A 16,424-nucleotide genomic window follows, 5' to 3' on the forward strand; every position below is an offset into this window, starting at 1 on the left:
GCGAACAGCCGACCTGGCTTCAGCCCCCAACAACCATGTCGACGCGCTGAAATTCCTTCAGATCCGTGTAGCCGGCGGTCGCTACGGCCTTGCGAATCGCGCCGACGATGTTCATCGTGCCGTCCGCCACGTGGCTGGGTCCGTTCATGATCTGAGCCAATGTGCCGACGGTCCCAAGATTCACACGCTCGCCACGGGGAAGCGTTGGGTGAGTCGCCTCCGGGCCCCAGTGGAAGCCCCGCCCGGGTGCGTCGGTCGCCCGCGCGAATGCCGAGCCGACTACGACCGCATCGGCTCCGCACGCGAGGGCCCGCACCATGTGCCCGGATCTGCCCAGAGACCCGTCCGCGAGCACATGCACGTAGCGCCCGCCTGATTCGTCGAGGTAGTCCCGTCTTGCCTCCGCGACTTCGGTCACGGCCGTCGCCATGGGCACGCTTACGCCCAGCACGTTGGCGGTTCGGTGGGCAGCGCCGCCGCCGAAGCCGACCAGGACGCCCGCAGCTCCCGTGCGCATCAGGTGCAAAGCGGACTGGTAGTTCGCGCAACCGCCCACGATCACCGGGATCTCGAGTTCGTGGATGAAGTCCTTGAGGTTGACGGGCTCCTGATTCGTGGACACGTGCTGCGCACTCACCGTGGTACCCCGCACGACGAGGACGTCCAAGCCCGCGGCTACCGCGATAGGCCCCAGAACCGCTGTTCGTCCAGGTGAAACCGCTGCCGCTGTCACGCCGCCGCTACTCTTCAGCTCCGCGACCCGCGACGCCACCAAGGCGGGCTCGATCGGCGCTGAGTAGATCTGCTGCAACCGGGTGGTTGCCTCCTCCTCGGGCAGATCCGCGATCTGCGACAGCATGGGCTCGGGATCGGCGTAACGGCACCATAGGCCCTCCAGGTTGAGGACCGCCATCACGCCGAGGCCGCCGAGCGTCGCGGCGCTCGCGGGGGACACGACCGAGTCCGTTGGTGCGGCCATGATCGGGGCGTCGAATGTGTAGGCGTCGATCTGCCAGCGAAGCGAAACATCGGCACTGTCGCGTGTTCGACGGCTCGGGACTACTGATACTTCGTCGAACGTGTAGCCACGGCCGCGCCACGCGCGCCCTCTGGCATGTTCGCTCACTGCTGCCACCTGGTCGTTGGGAAGTAGTTCGGGGCTTCGGATGTGACCCGAACGTCATGTGGGTGGCTTTCCCTGAGTCCGGCGGCGGTGATGCGAACGAAGCGTCCCTTTGTCTTCAGCTCCGCTATCGAGGCAGCCCCGGAGTAGCCCATCGCGGCGCGCAGCCCGCCAGTGAGCTGGTGCGCGACGGCGGCGAGAGGTCCGCGGTACGGGACTTGAGCCTCGACGCCCTCCGGAACCAGCTTGTCGTCGGAAAGCACATCGTCTTGGAAGTAGCGGTCCTTGGAGTAGGAGCGTGCCTCGCCGCGGGATTGCATGGCGCCTAGCGAGCCCATTCCCCGGTACTGCTTGTACTGCTTGCCGTTGATGAAGACGATCTCGCCGGGAGCCTCAGCGCAGCCGGCCAGCAGCGACCCGAGCATCACTGTGTCGGCGCCGGCGACAAGCGCCTTGGCGATGTCGCCTGAGTACTGCAGCCCGCCGTCCCCGATCACCGGTACCCCAGCTGGTCGCGCGACCAGGGCGGCCTCGTGGATGGCCGTCACTTGCGGCACTCCAACGCCCGCTACGACCCGCGTCGTGCAGATCGACCCTGGGCCGACTCCAACTTTGATGCCGTCGGCGCCAGCATCGATCAGGGCCGCGGCCGCCTGTCGTGTGGCGATGTTGCCCCCGATCACATCGACCGCGGTGTCCGCCTTCAACCGCCTGACCATGTCCAGGACCGCCTTGGAGTGGCCGTGAGCGGTGTCAACGACCAGGACGTCCACGTCGGCGTCGACGAGCACGCGAGCCCTCTTGTATGAGTCCTCGCCTACCCCCACCGCCGCGCCGACCCGCAACCGACCTGTTCCGTCCTTGGTGGCGTTCGGGTACATCTCTGATTTGGTGAAGTCCTTCACGGTTATCAGTCCTGCGAGTCTTCCGCCTTCGTCGACCAGCGGGAGCTTCTCAATGCGGTGGTGTGACAGCAGGCTCAATGCCTCTTCCCGCGTGCACCCCGCGCGGCTCGTGATTAGAGGCACTGCGGTCATGACTTGGTGAACTGGGGTGAGCCGGTCCTCGATGAACCGCATGTCCCGGTTCGTGACGATACCCAGCAGGATCCCATCGGCGTCCACTACTGGCACCCCGGAGATCCTGTACTTCGCGCAGAGGCGGTCGACATCCGCGATCGTGTGGTCCGGGCCGCACGTGACAGGGTTGGCGAGCATCCCGGCCTCGGATCGCTTCACCAGGTCGACGTTCACCGCCTGGTCTTCAGCGGACATGTTGCGGTGCAGAATCCCGATTCCGCCATGGCGTGCCATCGCGATCGCCAGCCGGGACTCGGTCACCGTGTCCATGGCGCTGGACACGAGCGGCACGGCCAAGGCGATCGATCGGGTCAGGGCAGTGGATGTATCGACTTCACTGGGAATGACGTCAGACTCGTTCGGTAGTAGCAGTACATCATCGAACGTCAGCCCCACATCGCCGAACTGCCCGGCGCTGGTCTCGGCTCCCGGTGTCACCGCATCACCTCACAGATCAATGCACCAGCGTAACGCGGTTGGCTGAAGGCTGTTGATTCCACGAATCGAGTCACACAAGCAGCCCCAGGCGGAATCCTTCCGCGACGGCGTGGCTGCGGTCGCACACTCCGAGCTTCCTGAACAGCCGCCGAGCGTGGGTCTTCACCGTGTCTTCGGACAGGAAGAGGTCGCTTCCTATCTGGGTGTTGCTTCGTCCCTCGCTCATGCCACGTAGGACCTGGAGTTCCCTCTCCGTCAGTCCCGGCTTCGCGGAAGCTCTCGGTTTCGGCAGCGACGCGAGCGCCTTGTTCCGCATCACTGTCGCCAGGACCGCGGAGACTTCCTGGGGGGATGCGTCGGTGGCCAGGTAGCCCAGAGCGCCCCCGGCGATGGCTTCGGCTACCACCGATGGCGACTCTCCCAGGGTCAGCACCAGGACACGGGCTCCCGCGTCGAGCTGAAGTAGCTTCGACAGGGCGCTTGTTCCGTCGAGTCCGGGCATTTGCGCGTCAAGGAGCACCAGATCAGGCCTGTCCTTCGCGTACCGCGAGAGCATCTCCTCGCTGCTGCGAGCCGCCAGTACATTCTTGACTTCCGGTAGCGCCGACAGGCATCTGCGCAGAGCCTGCTGGTTGGCCGGGGAGCGGTCGACAATCAAGACAGCTGTCATGGACCGCCTCTCTTAGGGTCGCGGCGCCGACTGAATAGCCAACTTTCCCACGGCGGCGTCGATTCTGTGAGGTTTTCGCCCTTGAACCCGGCTGATTAGCGGAGCCAGGCGATGTCCGCCCGGTCGAGCCAGAAGCGGTCCGCCCCGGCCGGCAGGTGATCATCTATGAACGCGATCGCGTCTCGGGCTCCCGCTACAGCGTCTGGACCGGCCTTGGCCCCAGCCGCGCACACCGCGGACCAGGCCAGGGGGCGAAGCTTCAGGCCAGCGGCGTCGATAGCGACCTCCGCGAGGGAGTCGCTGGGACCCGATGGGGTTGGGGCCACCCCTGCGGCGGCGTCACGTGCGACGAGCAGGAACAACCTGCTCTTGATTGAGTGCTTTGGCGATCCGGAGGCTATAGACAGGCTAAGCGCATGCCCAGCGTGGTTGATGGCTGAGACCGGCTGATCGGCAAGGAGGCTGAGTTCGGTCCTAACCCAGTTCAGTCGGACTTCGTCCCGCCAGCCGTTTGCAGCGGCCGAGGCCCGCGCGAGGTAGCTAGCGGCCGCTCCGGCGTGGCCCAGTCCGATCTCGTCAGCCGTCCTGCCGATAAGTCCATCCGCCACGGCCGCTCCTTCGGCCGAAATAGCCAAGTCGTCCCATGCGATCGCGAGATCGTGGGCTCCCAGTTCGCGGTAGACCGACCCGATCGCAGCGGCTGCCAGTCCGGACGGTTCCGGGGGCGCGGACTCGCACACCCCCGCCAGGGCGTCGACAGCGTCGTCGTAACTGCCAAGTGCCGCTAGGCACACCCCACGGGCCCAAGTCGCCCAGGGTCCGGAACTCGTGCTGAGGTCCGAAAGCCCCGTCAGGGGTTCGCTCGACACCGCGAGCCAGGCTGCGCGGCGACTGTGTCGGGGGGCGGGTGTCAGTGCGAGTGGGGGTGGTGGCTGTGCCCGTGGCCGGAAGGGGCTGATTCCTGCGGCTCCTCAGGCTTGTCCACGACGAGTGTCGCGGTCGTAAGCAGCATCCCGGCAATCGAGACGGCGTTCTGCAAAGCGGACCGGGTTACCTTGACCGGGTCGATGACACCGGCTGCGATGAGGTCGCAGTATTCACCGGTAGCGGCGTTGAAACCGTTGTTTCCTCCAGCTTCGCGGACCTTGGCGACAACGACAGCCCCGCTTTCTCCGGCGTTTTCCGCGATCCAGTACAGGGGGGCTGAGCACGCTCGCTTGACGACATCCACACCCGTTGCCTCGTCACCAGTCAGGCCGAGCAGGTCGTCCAGGGCCGAAGAGGCGTGGATCGTGGCTGAACCGCCGCCGACCACAATCCCCTCCTCGATCGCTGCGCGTGTAGCCGAGACCGCGTCCTCGATTCGGTGCTTGCGCTCCTTCATCTCGATCTCGGTGGCGGCCCCGACCTTGATCACGCACACGCCGCCGGACAGCTTGGCGAGGCGCTCGTTGAGCTTCTCCTTGTCCCAGTCGGAATCGGAGTCGTCAATCTCGCGCCGGATTTGGGCGATCCGCTCGTTGATTGGTTCGGGGGCTCCGCCACCTTCGACGATGGTCGTGGTGTCCTTCGTGACGACAACCCGCCTGGCCGAGCCGAGCACTTCCAAGCCGACTTGGTCCAGTCGCAGACCGACCTCATCGGACACGACCTGACCGCCGGTCAGGATCGCGATGTCCTGTTGCATGGCCTTGCGCCGGTCGCCGAATGCTGGAGCCTTCACGGCGACGACGGTCAGAGTGCCGCGGATCCGGTTGACTACGAGCGTGCTGAGGGCCTCGCCTTCAACGTCCTCAGCGATGATGAGCAACTGTTTGCCAGCTTTGACAATCTTCTCCAGCAGGGGCAGGACGTCCGCCAGGGAGCTGACCTTGCCGCCGACCTGGAGGATCTGGACATCTTCCAGGACCGCTTCCATGCGCTCGGGGTCGGTGACGAAGTATGGCGAGATGTAGCCCTTGTCGAACTGGAGCCCTTCTGTGAACTCCAGCTCCAGACCCATTGTGTTGGCTTCCTCGACCGAGATGACACCGTCCTCGCCGACCTTGGCGAACGCATCCGCGATGAGGCGGCCAATGCTCGGATCCTGTGAGGAGATCGTCGCGATCTGCTCGGTCTCGGTGGTCCCGGTCACTTGACGTGCGTCGGCGATCAGTCTGTCGGTGACCGCCGCTGATGCCTTGTCCATTCCGCGCTTGACGGCGCCAGGGGCCGCGCCCGCGGTCACAACGCGCAGACCGCGGTGGACCATGGCTTGTGCGAGCACTGTCGCCGTCGTTGTGCCGTCGCCCGCGACGTCGTTGGTCTTTGTGGCCACTTCCTTGGCCAGCTGGGCGCCCAAGTCTTCATAGGGGTCATCTAGCTCGATCTCACGGGCGATTGTCACGCCGTCATTAGTGATAGTTGGAGCGCCCCAGGACTTGTCGATCACCACGTTGCGCCCCTTGGGGCCGAGCGTTACGCGCACGGTCTTCGCCAGCGCGTCGACTCCGCGGTCCAATGCCGCTCGGGCGTCCGTGTCGAACTTGAGGATCTTCGGCATCCATGGCTCCATTCCTTGCGCCGTGCGGCGTTCTTCTTTCGGGTGCGCAATCGCCTGTCAGCGGTGCGCGCAAAGCCCCGGGAAGCCCGGGTGACGGGCCGCCCGGGGCGGTGCACTAGTGAGTCGGAGTTACTTCTCGACGATCGCGAGCACGTCGCGAGCGGAGAGAATTAGGTACTCCTCGTTGTTGTACTTGACTTCGGTACCGCCGTACTTGCTGTAGATGACGGTGTCCCCGACCTTGATGTCGAGCGGGATTCTGTGCTTCCCCTCGTCGTCAAAACGGCCTGGGCCCACAGCCAAGACTTCGCCCTCCTGGGGCTTTTCCTTGGCTGTGTCCGGAATTACCAGGCCGGATGCGGTTGTTTGCTCCGCATCCAGCGTCTGGACCACGATGCGGTCCTCAAGTGGCTTGATGGCGACCGACACGGTCTAACCTCCCACACGGGTGGATCGAACTACGGTTGGACTCCGACAGGAACGCACCGTCGTCGCGGTACGGCGGAACCTGCCGACTGGCACTTTCAGGGTGAGAGTGCCAGGGCCACACTAAGCGGATTCTTAGCACTCCGTCAAGCAGAGTGCCAGCGTGTCGGAGTTGGGCTGCGGTGTGTCAGCGGTGCCCCGCTCTGAGGCGATGCGCTGCGGCGGCGTCGGCTTGCCGCCCAACGGCGACGAGCAGGGAATCCAAGGGCAAGGACCCCGGCTCGCCATGTTTGGGGGCACGGGTGGGGGAGTCGGGACTGACGAGGTAGGCGCGGTCGGCCAGTTTCGGATGCAATTCGACAAGCTTGCGCAGTCCGCCCAGATGATGTGACGGGGACGAAGCGACTTCGAAGGCAACCGGACCGCTTGGGTGGTCGAGAACGAAATCCACCTCGGTCTTGGCGTGGCGCCAGTGGTAGAGGCGGTGACCGGACTGAAGCGCCAGTGAGTGCAGGGCACTGGCCACTAGGCCCTCCAGCACCAATCCCATCTCTGCCGGGTCAGTGAGCGGGGCCAATCCCCGTTGTAGAGCGGCGTTTCGTACCGCGCCATCCAGGAAGTACAACTTGCGCCCGCGCCGCTGGACGCTGGCTTCGGTCCCCGAGTAGTTCAGGGTTCGGAACACCAGGAAGGTTTGCTCGAGGTAGGAGATGTATCGATCAAGCGTCGGTTGCGACAGCCCGTCCAGCTCCTTCGTCAGATTCGACGGGGAGAGGATCCCCGCGACTTGCCCGGCCAGCACGTAGAGCAGGCGCTCCAGGAGCATCGGGTTGTCGATACCGAACGACTGGGGAATGTCCTTGTACACGGCGCGCTCGATGGCTTCGTCACGAAGGCGCTGTTGCGATCGGAGAAGGCGGGTTTCCATGTCCGCACCGCTTTGATCGGCCATGAGTAGCTCGGGGAATCCTCCGACGAGTGCGAACGTACGCCGCAGCTCGGCAAGGTCTCTTCGCGGGCCAGATGACCGGGGCATCTGGGTCAAGGTCTCAGCAAGGTTCGGGCCCACGTCCACAGCAGCGTCGAAGGAGACCAAGTCCAGGTACTCGCTGAACTGGTATGGGCCCAGGTGGTGCTCGTCCCAGCGGCCGACGCCGCTCTCGCGGTGGCGGTCACGCAGTGCGGCGGTGGCACTTGAGGTGCCCACGATCCGAACTGGCCAACGTTCGTCGTGGAAGGTCTTCAGCCACAGGTCCCAGTCCGCCGCGTACACCAACTCGTCCAGGAACAAGTACACCTCCGAGCTGGCGTTCGCCTGTGTTTCCTCGATGACCCGACGCACAAGATCCCCGAGCGGTTCGCGCATGAGGAACGGATGGTCCATGCGCAGCCACCACAGCCGACCGGGGAGGATGCCCTCGGCGAGCAGCCGACGCACTGTTTGGTACATGACGGTGGTCTTGCCTACGCGCCGGGGGCCCAGGATCACATGCGCTCGCCGTGGATTGCCGGGGTCGAGGACCGGCCGCCACAGCATCCGCGCGAGTGGGCGTTCCACCTCCTGGGCGAGGGCGGTCGGAACGGCGCCAGTGGCGTGCCACGGACTCTGCTCCACGAGGATCCGGGCGACCTCGTGCGGGCTGGGTTTCCAGCTAGCCACGTCGAACGCCGCCAGTGAGGCGTAAATGAACCATAAGCATCATGGCGTGAATGTTATAGGAAGAACAAGCCTCACGGCAGGCGGAACGTGAGGCCTGTGTCGTGACGTCGACAGGCCTTAGCCCTTGCCGCAGCCACAGCCGCCTTTCTTGCCTTCGTCCGCCTTGGCCTGGGCGCCGTGTCCTTGGCCATGGCCCTTGCCCCCGCAGCCGCAACGGCCGCCGCCATGACCGCCTTCGTGGCCCTTGCCGCCGCAGCCGCAGCCGCCCTGTTCGCTGGCTGCTTCTTCGGATGAGTGGATCTGCATTAGCGCTCCCAAACCATTGGTGTCGCTACGACTGTGCCAGTCGCGACGTCGGACCTAGACGATTCCAGAGTAGCCGCCCCAGCTGGGACTCACGGGTCAGCCGTCGGTCGGCTTCGCGGGCGGAGGAATCCGCTTGCACGCAACACGGATAAGCTTGATCCATTGCCCGCAGTGGTCGGGTAGGTGTGTCGAGAGAGAATCAGGAGATCCCGTGGCCGATGTTCCTTCAGATCCCAACTGGCACTGGGACGGACAGAAGTGGCTCTGGTGGAATGGCGTCGAGTGGGTCGCCGCCGAGCAGCCCGCAGCGCCGCCACCGGCTCCCGAGGTCCCTGCGACACCTCCGGCACCAGTGGCACCCGCGCCCGCAGCGGCCGCACCGCCGTCGGCACCCGTCGTACCTGCCCCTGCGGCGGCCGCGCCCCCCCGAGGCCCGGGGTACGGCAAGAGGCTGATCGTTGCCCTGTGCGTCGCGGGTGCGCTCGTGGTCGCGGCGATCGGCGCGAGCGTCGTGATGCTAACGAAGCAGAGTGGCACTGATGGCGAGACGACAGTCATCCAGACCGAGCCGGTGTCCACCGCATCGGACCCCTTCACTCCGGCTGGAGAAGTCGGCACCGACAAGAAGGTCAAGCCAGTCGAGAGCGATTCCTCCGTAACGGTTCCCGGCGGGCACGCGGGGCTGTACGGCGGGACGATGAAGGTCTCGACATGCGACGCCAAGAAGTTGGTCAGCTTCCTTGAGGCCCATCCAGACAAGGCAGCGGCGTGGGCTGAAGTTCAGGGAATCAGCGTCGACGAGATCCGCTCCTTCGTGGATCGCTTGACACCCTTGATTCTTCGTTCCGACACTTTGGTCACCAACCACGGCTACGTTGACGGCCGCGCGACGACGGTCCCCGCCGTGCTCCAGGCCGGAACGGCCGTCCTGGTGAACGACCGCGGACTGCCGGTCGTGAAGTGCTACTGCGGGAATCCGCTGACCGCAGCGCCTGTCGACCGCGGCCCGGTGATCTACACGGGTCCGACGTGGCCGGGTTGGCGCCCGACCTCGGTGACGGTGATCCAGACGAACGTCACGATCATCGATGACTTCACGGTCATCAACATCATCAACAACAAGCCGTTCGACCGCCCGGCAGGCACTGACGGATCTCAGGACACTCCGACAACGATGCCGACCGCGACGCCAACGCCGACTGGGCCGTCGCCTTCGGCTACCGGGTCGGGCGACGAGGCCTACGACATACTCCGCAGGGCGGCGGGCGAGTGTTCGAAGGAACTCGGCGGTGGGGGGCTCACGGAACTGGATAAGGATCCGGGGAGGTTCAACGTGACGACCACTCCTGCGGCGGGGCCCGACCTGTACAAGGTGTCCATCAAGGACTCAGAGGACGGGAACGTCTACTCCTGGACGGTGAACGTAGCCACTGGGAAGCTCACGCCGGCAAACCAGTTGGCCTCGGAGGTCGCGGACTTCTGCACGAGCCTCGGCTAGACGTAGCGGTCTAGGCCCTCTTCGAGATCAGGTGCCGCGCTCATGGTGCGCCTGATCTCGGGGGGGCCCAATAGAGTGACGCAGTGCGCATCCTGATCTGGCACGGGTACTTGCTACACGGAACCGGGTCTAACGTCTACACACGGGAACTCGCGCGGGCCTTGGGCGCGCTCGGCCACGAGGTCACCGTCCTGTGCCAGGACCCGGACTCAGCCAACGTCGACTTGGGTGGGGCGCGTGTAGTGCGGCCCGAGTTGACTGGCCCTCTTCCAGTCTTCGTCCTTGACCGGTACCAGGACGCCGATCCTCAGCTCTTGAACGAGATGAGTGAAGGAGACCTGCGGCGGTTCGTACGGATCAACGCGGACGCGGTGCGCGCCGCTGGTCCGGCAGACCTGCTACTCCTGAACCACGTTCTGCTAGGTGGACCGGTGGGAGAGGCCTCCGGCTTGCCGTTCATCGTCAAGGCACATGGCTCGGAGCTTGAGTTCGCGATGCGTGGCAACCCAGGCATGTGTCGATGGGCGAAGGAGTCCTTGCTTCCGGCGAAGGCCGTCATCGCCGGATCGGCTCACGTCGCGGAGGTTCTGCGGGATCTGGTTGGGACGGCGCCCGGTCAGGTTCATGTTATTGCCCCTGGAGTCGACCTTGAGCGGATGCGACCGCAGCCCCGCGCCGTGGCTCTCGCGGCTCTGCTTGCTGAGTGCCGCGAGGATCCCGCCAGCCCGATGGGACCGCGGAATGAGCGTCTGCCCGACACCAACAATGCCGCTCGGCTGGCCCGGTTCCTGGCTGGCGACCGGCCGACCGTGGTCTACGTGGGGAAGCTGAGTCAGGAAAAGGGCGTCCACTTGCTTCTGGAGGCGCTGCGTGGCCTCGGCACCCGGGCGGTGGTAGTCGGTTTCGGCCCGGAGCGGGCGCGTCTGGAGTCTCTGGCCGACCCGGACGTCTTGTTCACCGGACCACTGGAACATCGGCACTTGCGTCATCTGTGGCCCCTGGCCGACGTGAGCGTGACCCCTTCGATGTTCCCGGAGGCCTTCGGCATGGTCGCCGCCGAGGCGGCCGCTTGCGGGTGTCCACCACTAGTGGCGCGGCACTCCGGACTCGCTGAGATAGCGGCCGCTCTTGAGAGTGCCTATCCGCCCCACTTGAGCGCACTGACGTCCTTTGACAGCGGCAGCGCTTCGGATTTGCGGGCGAGACTCTCGGCCGTGCTGGCGCTGCCGCCTGGTCAGCGGCGAGTCTTGTCCGCCTCGGCGCGGCGGGCCGCAGAACTGAACTGGGGCTGGGAGACAGTCGCGCGGCGGATCCTCGCGCTGGCTTGAACGCGCCAGGGGTATGGTTCCCGCGTGGGTCGGCCCTTGACAGAGATTGTCCATCCCGAGTGGGCCGAAGCCCTTGAGCCGGTGGCTGGGCGCATCCGCGCCATGGGGGATTTCCTGCGAGGTGAGCTCGCCGAGGGGCGCGGCTACCTTCCCGCGGGCGAGAATGTCTTGAGGGCGTTCAGTCGTCCGCTATCCGAGATACGGGTCGTCGTGGTTGGCCAGGATCCATACCCAACGCCTGGTCATGCGGTTGGGTTGTCGTTCTCTGTCGCCCCCGACGTGCGGCCGCTGCCGCGCAGCCTGGCCAACATCTTCCGCGAATACCAGGCCGACCTGGGTCTTCCCGCGCCCAGCAACGGCGACCTTGCGCCATGGTTCGAACGGGGCGTCCTGCTGCTCAACCGGGTCTTGACCGTGCAGCCCGGCCGACCTGGCTCGCATCGCGGACAGGGATGGGAGGAAGTGACCGAACGGGCCATCGCCGCTGTGACAGACAGAGGTCAGCCGATGGTGGCGATTCTGTGGGGGCGCGACGCCCAAGCGGCCCGGTCTCTGCTAGGTGACTTCCCGGTGATCACCAGCACGCATCCAAGTCCCATGTCGGCTGACCGAGGGTTCTTCGGAAGTCGCCCGTTCAGCCGGGCGAACGACGCTCTGGCGCTGCAGAACGCCGAACCGATCGACTGGCGGCTGCCTGGTTAGGTGAGTTAGCCGCCCAGCGTGATGTATTGGACCAGAGCATCTCGTTCGTGCTCGAGTTCGCCGAGCCTGCTCTTGACGACATCTCCGATGCTGACAATGCCCATCAGCAGTTGGGCCTCGTCTAGAACTGGTACGTGGCGAATTCGGGAGTTCGTCATCAAAGACATGAGGTCCGACGTCAGTGCCGTGGGTGGCGCGCACTGGACGACTGAAGTCATGATGCTCGAGACCGGTTGAGACAGCACTGAGGCGCCTTGAGTGACGATGCCGCGGACGATGTCGCGTTCGGACACAACGCCTTCAACAGACCGCCCGTCAGTTGATACCACCATCGCGCCGACATTGCGGTCAGCGAGCTCGGCTGCCAGTTCAGCGACGGTAGCTTCCGGCGAGATCGTGAAGACATCCCCGCCCTTGAGTTGCAGCACGTGCTCGAGTTTCATCTGTACCTCCCGATCAGCACCTGGGGCGCTCCTGGCATATCGGGCGCCCGCAAGATCAGACTACTGGTGGCAGGCCGCTAGCGCACTAGCGCGAGGACTTCATCGTGGAGGATTCCGTTTGTCGTCACCGCTGACCCATCTGCCAGAGGGTCACCGCCCTTCAGCGACGTCATTCGGCCTCCGCTCTCGGTGACGATTGGAATTAGAGCTGCCAGATCCCACGGCTTCAGGTCGGGCTCCGCGGCGACGTCCACCGCGCCTTCGGCTACCAGGACGTGCGACCAGAAGTCCCCGTAGGCGCGGGTCCTCCAGCAGCGCTTGATGAGATCATGCAGACCATCGCGAGCCGAACCCCAGCCGACTTCATCGGAGTACGAGAACGAGGCGTCGGCGAGGTGTCTGACGCCGCTCGCGTGAAGCTGCCGTACTGAGCCGTCGACGTCTCGGGTCCAGGCGCCTCCTCCGGCCGATGCCCACCAGCGCCGTCCCAACGCGGGCGCCGACGCCACTCCGACGACAACCGAATCCCCTTGCCGCAGTCCTATCAGCGTGCACCACACTGGGACGCCGCGTAGGAAGTTCTTCGTGCCATCGATCGGGTCGATGATCCACTGCCGGTCCGACCCGTGCTCTTCGCCGAATTCCTCCCCAAGGATCGAATCGTGGGGCCGTTCGCCGGCCAGCAGGTCGCGGATTGCGCGCTCCGCCTTCAGATCAGCCTCGGTCACGGGCGTGTTGTCCGGCTTGGTCCGCACTCGCAAGTCCGCGGACCGGAACTGGCTCATGGTCAGCGCGTCCACTGCGTCCGCGATCTGCAGTGCGAGCGCAAGATCATCGGCAGGTGGCGGCAGCGCCGGAGATGCCGGTGATCGCACAGGATCGTCGCCTTGGGCGCTCACCAGATCAGCCGCCATCATCAACGTGGTCTCATGAGTCAGTCCGCTGCCCCCTGCGGAGCCGTGAGCTCACCGCTCTTCCGACGCGGACTGTGGTGCGGCTACCAAGCGCCTGGTTCTCGGCACGCAAGTGCTTGACGCGCTGTTGGAGGCGCTCTCTCCTCGCTCGGGCAGCCGCCATTTTCGCGGTCAGACGATCCACTTTGGCGGTGGATGCCTTCAGCTTCCGATCCGACTGAGCAAGTTGGAGAGTCGCTGCGGAAGCTGCGTTCTCGGCCATCACCGCCCGCTCCTCCTGTGCGGAGGCGCGGAAACGTTCGAAGAGCAGCTCACCGGCCAGTCGCCTCCAGGTCGCGCGTTCGTCGGTGCTTCCCAATGGTGGAATCGCGTGCTGGGTCGCGGAAACGAATGCGAGGACTCCGCTGGGTACCTGGATCCCGGCCAAGTGGGTGAGCTGACAGTCATGTCGGCTCACCCAGGCGAGCACTGATGGGACGTCAACAGCGCCAGGGCGGCCTGGAAGAACCACGGCGAGATCCGGCCACTTGTCCGCAGGGATTGCGGACAGCCACTCGTCCGCGTCATCCAACTGGTCAGCTAGCACGATGAGCACGTCGCGTTCGGACAGATCCTCGGGAGGTACAGCCGCGACGAGAACTTCGCGAGCTTCTTCGGATGACAGCGACATCGTGTGTCGCCTGTCTTCTAGCCGCAGGTCCACGAAGCGCGAATTCGCCTGGGTCTGCCGGATGAGGTGATCTTCAAGACGCATCAAGATTCCCGTCTGCCGATCACGAAGACGTTTGGGTAGCCCATTGGGCCGCAGGGCGATGTGCCATCCGGACGCAGGCCGCGGCTCTCGTAGATGTCGAAGTATGCCCTGGGCGCGCGCGTCTTCTGGTAGTCGGCCCAGCGGCGCGGTTCCGGATTTCCATGATCCACGAGTGCGATCAGCCCACCGAGCTGGACAGAATCACAGAGGTGTTTCACGGATCGATCCCATTCTCCGTCGTCCATGATGTGGAACATGACGTCGATCGAGTATACGAGCGCGAAGAGCCGGTCCGGAGCGTAGCTGGCGGCTGTCGACAGTTGGTAGGCATCGCCGCCGACTGCCTTCGCCCGGCACTCGGCGATCGCCGATTCGCTGGGGTCAAAGGCGTGAACGCGGTAGCCGGACTCGGCCATGCCCCGGGCGAAGATGCCTTTGCCGCATCCGGCGTCGAGGATATCCAGCGGGACCGATCCGGATGGGCCGGCTCCGGCGAGCGCCATCAGCTGAGCCAGACGAATCTGGTAGAGGATGCGATTGCCCTTTTCCCCCAGACTGGAATGACCCCCGGAGGATCGATCGCCGAGCTTGACGTGACGGCTCTCCCAGTATCCGACCGCTTCGTCTGGGGTGAGTTCACGTTGGTTGCCTGGCCCTGTCACTCGCACCACCTTCCGCGCGCAGTCTGACAGACTCCACACATGAGTTCGCTGATGGGTTTCGCTTTCCCGAATGTTGAGATCAGCGGTGTGCCATTGCACCCGCTTGTGGTCCACGCGGTCGTCGTACTCGTGCCCTTGGCCGCGCTGGGGTTGATCGTGATGGCCTCGAGCGTAGCCAGGTCCAAGCGCTACAGCCCGGCCGTTCTGTTCGTCGCCGCCGTCGCTGTGGTGTCCGCGTTCGTGGCGCAGGCGAGTGGCCTGGCGCTGCGTGACAAGCTCAACCTGTCAGCGTCGAACCACTTCAACGCGGGCAAGTGGGAGCCCTGGGCGGCGGTTGCTGTGCTGGTTGGCGTTGGTTTGCTGGCGGGACTGGACCGGAAGTCCGGTGGCAAGCGCAACACCCTCGGCACGCTAATCGCATTCCTCGGGGTCGTCGCCGCGATCGTTGCGATCGGATGGACCGTCTACACCGGGCACGCTGGGGCGTCCCTGGTATGGGGGTAGGCATTTGGTTGACGCGCTGCCTCAACCGAGGCCGACTGTCACCGCCATCGCAGTGGTCGCTTTGGCTGGCGTAGCTGCCGTTGAGATGTCTCGCGCCTTTGGCTGGGAAGCCGGGCCTTTGACGTGGCTAGTGGCGACAACGCCCTACTTGCTTCTTGTCGCGCTGGCTGCCGCCGCAGGCGCAGCGCTTGTGTGGTCGTGGTTGGTGGCCGGAGTCGGCGTGGTCCTGGCGGCGGTGATCGTCTGGTGGTGGGCTCCCGCGTTCGTGGCGCAGCCTGTGGATCCGGGGCAACCGCGGCTGACGGTCATGACGACGAATCTCCTGATGGGCGGTGGAGACGCGAAGTCGGTCGTCGATGCGGCTCGCGGGGTCGGCGCCGAGTTGGTGTCAGTCCAAGAGCTGACGCCGGAAGCTGAGGCGGGCCTGGCATTAGCGGGCTTGAATGACTTGCTGCCGTACCACTTCAGCTTCGCCCGCCCGGGCATCAGCGGCACGGGAGTGTGGTCCCGGTTCCCGGTTTCCAATGGACGGGCGCTGCCGGGCGCGACGCTGGGCGACGTGGTGGCGACAGTGACGACGGACCTAGTGCCCATCACCGTTGTCGCCGCGCATCCGTCCGCTCCGACGAGGCTTGACCATTCATATGCTGAGGCTGACTTCTCCCGGCTCACGGAAGTCTTGGCCGAGATTCCTGGGCCGGTCGTCGTGGCGGGTGACCTCAACGCGACACGCGACCACGAAGGCGTCTTGGATCTTGAGGCCATGGGGTTCCGGGACGCTGCCACGACGGCCGGCGCGGGACTGGTTCGGACGTGGCCCGCGAACCTGTCGCCGATTCCGCCTCTGTTCGGAATCGACCACGTCATGACGAGGGACTACGCGCAGGCAGCTCGCCGAGTCGAGACTGTGTTCATCCCGAACAGCGACCACAAGGCCCTGATCGCCTGGTTCTGAGGTCCGGGGGTAGGCGCTCGGCGTGACGGACAGGTGCGTCCTGACTGACACGCGGCGCCCGAACCGGCACTCCGCGCCACGGATCTGCCCGGAGTGGGGGTCCCCCTCCCCCGCAAGTAGGGGTACCCCCAACTGGGGGAGTCGCTATAGGCCGGAGATCCGCGTTCCTAACGACATCCTCGGGTCGATGCTGTCCAGGAACCTGACAAAACGGACACGTAGATCCTTCACCGGCTCGTTGCCGCCTCCGCTCGCCTCCGCAGAGGCCCCGCTGATGCGAATCCTCTGATGATCAAGCTCGTCAGCGATCTTCCCTTCCTGGGTGATCGTCGACCTCCATGATCATCAGAGGAGTGTGTCCTGAAAGGCGAGTGGTTGCGATGTAGGAGGTCGTGATTGTGGACCGTGCTGTGTTGGTGA

The 16,424-nt window shown here is 65.2% G+C and carries 17 protein-coding genes; 5 read left to right on the forward strand and 12 right to left on the reverse strand.

Annotated elements, in window-relative coordinates; genetic code table 11:
- Window positions 1-19: 19 nt before the first annotated feature.
- The 8 genes from Q8P38_00605 to Q8P38_00640 form a co-directional block, all read right to left on the reverse strand.
- Entirely contained in the window at window positions 20-1,126 is a 1,107-nt protein-coding gene (locus Q8P38_00605) for a GuaB3 family IMP dehydrogenase-related protein (protein MDP4013114.1), read from the reverse strand.
- Window positions 1,123-2,640 (reverse strand): IMP dehydrogenase, encoded by a 1,518-nt coding sequence (gene guaB / locus Q8P38_00610; protein MDP4013115.1) that lies wholly within the window; start codon window positions 2,638-2,640, stop codon window positions 1,123-1,125. Before guaB ends, Q8P38_00605 begins: the two co-directional genes overlap by 4 nt.
- 70 nt (window positions 2,641-2,710) lie before the next feature.
- Window positions 2,711-3,310: a response regulator transcription factor gene (locus tag Q8P38_00615; GenBank protein ID MDP4013116.1), complete on the reverse strand. Its 600-nt coding sequence runs from the start codon at window positions 3,308-3,310 to the stop codon at window positions 2,711-2,713.
- 95 nt (window positions 3,311-3,405) lie between these two features.
- Window positions 3,406-4,179, reverse strand: coding sequence for a hypothetical protein (locus Q8P38_00620; protein ID MDP4013117.1), 774 nt, complete (start codon window positions 4,177-4,179; stop codon window positions 3,406-3,408).
- Between the two features lie 41 nt (window positions 4,180-4,220).
- On the reverse strand, window positions 4,221-5,852 hold the full coding sequence (gene groL / locus Q8P38_00625) for a chaperonin GroEL (GenBank protein ID MDP4013118.1): 1,632 nt from the start codon (window positions 5,850-5,852) through the stop codon (window positions 4,221-4,223).
- Between the two features lie 129 nt (window positions 5,853-5,981).
- Window positions 5,982-6,281, reverse strand: a complete 300-nt coding sequence (gene groES, locus Q8P38_00630) for a co-chaperone GroES (GenBank protein MDP4013119.1) — start codon at window positions 6,279-6,281, stop codon at window positions 5,982-5,984.
- A 184-nt stretch (window positions 6,282-6,465) separates the two neighbouring features.
- Window positions 6,466-7,938 (reverse strand): ATP-binding protein, encoded by a 1,473-nt coding sequence (locus Q8P38_00635; GenBank protein MDP4013120.1) that lies wholly within the window; start codon window positions 7,936-7,938, stop codon window positions 6,466-6,468.
- Between the two features lie 117 nt (window positions 7,939-8,055).
- On the reverse strand, window positions 8,056-8,244 hold the full coding sequence (locus tag Q8P38_00640) for a hypothetical protein (GenBank protein ID MDP4013121.1): 189 nt from the start codon (window positions 8,242-8,244) through the stop codon (window positions 8,056-8,058).
- A gap of 211 nt (window positions 8,245-8,455) precedes the next feature.
- Here Q8P38_00640 and Q8P38_00645 point away from each other — a divergent pair, with 211 nt between their 5' ends.
- The 3 genes from Q8P38_00645 (at window position 8,456) to Q8P38_00655 (ending at window position 11,772) form a co-directional block, all read left to right on the forward strand.
- Entirely contained in the window at window positions 8,456-9,742 is a 1,287-nt protein-coding gene (locus Q8P38_00645) for a hypothetical protein (GenBank protein ID MDP4013122.1), read from the forward strand.
- 83 nt (window positions 9,743-9,825) lie between these two features.
- On the forward strand, window positions 9,826-11,070 hold the full coding sequence (locus Q8P38_00650) for a glycosyltransferase family 4 protein (GenBank protein ID MDP4013123.1): 1,245 nt from the start codon (window positions 9,826-9,828) through the stop codon (window positions 11,068-11,070).
- Window positions 11,071-11,094: 24 nt separating this feature from the next.
- Window positions 11,095-11,772 carry a uracil-DNA glycosylase gene (locus Q8P38_00655; protein MDP4013124.1) on the forward strand — a complete coding sequence of 226 codons (678 nt, stop codon included), beginning with the start codon at window positions 11,095-11,097 and terminating at the stop codon, window positions 11,770-11,772.
- A gap of 5 nt (window positions 11,773-11,777) precedes the next feature.
- On the opposite strand, the gene Q8P38_00660 is transcribed toward Q8P38_00655, so the two are convergent.
- The 4 genes from Q8P38_00660 to Q8P38_00675 all read right to left on the reverse strand — a co-directional run bounded on the left by Q8P38_00660 (window position 11,778) and on the right by Q8P38_00675 (window position 14,545).
- Window positions 11,778-12,215 (reverse strand): CBS domain-containing protein, encoded by a 438-nt coding sequence (locus Q8P38_00660; protein MDP4013125.1) that lies wholly within the window; start codon window positions 12,213-12,215, stop codon window positions 11,778-11,780.
- A 77-nt stretch (window positions 12,216-12,292) separates the two neighbouring features.
- A complete protein-coding gene (gene hisN, locus Q8P38_00665) occupies window positions 12,293-13,132 on the reverse strand; it encodes a histidinol-phosphatase (protein MDP4013126.1) in 840 nt (279 codons plus the stop codon).
- Window positions 13,133-13,142: 10 nt separating this feature from the next.
- Window positions 13,143-13,883 carry a hypothetical protein gene (locus tag Q8P38_00670; GenBank protein ID MDP4013127.1) on the reverse strand — a complete coding sequence of 247 codons (741 nt, stop codon included), beginning with the start codon at window positions 13,881-13,883 and terminating at the stop codon, window positions 13,143-13,145.
- A complete protein-coding gene (locus Q8P38_00675) occupies window positions 13,883-14,545 on the reverse strand; it encodes a class I SAM-dependent methyltransferase (protein ID MDP4013128.1) in 663 nt (220 codons plus the stop codon). Before Q8P38_00675 ends, Q8P38_00670 begins: the two co-directional genes overlap by 1 nt.
- A gap of 39 nt (window positions 14,546-14,584) precedes the next feature.
- Between Q8P38_00675 and Q8P38_00680 the strand changes: the two genes are divergently transcribed.
- Window positions 14,585-15,049, forward strand: coding sequence for a hypothetical protein (locus tag Q8P38_00680; protein MDP4013129.1), 465 nt, complete (start codon window positions 14,585-14,587; stop codon window positions 15,047-15,049).
- A gap of 4 nt (window positions 15,050-15,053) precedes the next feature.
- Entirely contained in the window at window positions 15,054-16,004 is a 951-nt protein-coding gene (locus Q8P38_00685) for an endonuclease/exonuclease/phosphatase family protein (GenBank protein MDP4013130.1), read from the forward strand.
- Window positions 16,005-16,424: the final 420 nt, after the last annotated feature.

Source organism: Candidatus Nanopelagicales bacterium, assembly GCA_030700225.1.
Classification (GTDB): Bacteria; Actinomycetota; Actinomycetes; order S36-B12.

What these genes read in the sequence shown, in the direction of transcription:
- Q8P38_00615 (MDP4013116.1), bottom strand. Translation starts at nt 3,310, where the DNA reads ATGACAGCTGTCTTGATTGTCGACCGCTCCCCGGCCAACCAGCAGGCT.
- groL (MDP4013118.1), bottom strand. Translation starts at nt 5,852, where the DNA reads ATGCCGAAGATCCTCAAGTTCGACACGGACGCCCGAGCGGCATTGGAC.
- Q8P38_00640 (MDP4013121.1), bottom strand. Translation starts at nt 8,244, where the DNA reads ATGCAGATCCACTCATCCGAAGAAGCAGCCAGCGAACAGGGCGGCTGC.
- Q8P38_00660 (MDP4013125.1), bottom strand. Translation starts at nt 12,215, where the DNA reads ATGAAACTCGAGCACGTGCTGCAACTCAAGGGCGGGGATGTCTTCACG.
- hisN (MDP4013126.1), bottom strand. Translation starts at nt 13,132, where the DNA reads ATGATGGCGGCTGATCTGGTGAGCGCCCAAGGCGACGATCCTGTGCGA.
- Q8P38_00670 (MDP4013127.1), bottom strand. Translation starts at nt 13,883, where the DNA reads ATGCGTCTTGAAGATCACCTCATCCGGCAGACCCAGGCGAATTCGCGC.
- Q8P38_00680 (MDP4013129.1), top strand. Translation starts at nt 14,585, where the DNA reads ATGAGTTCGCTGATGGGTTTCGCTTTCCCGAATGTTGAGATCAGCGGT.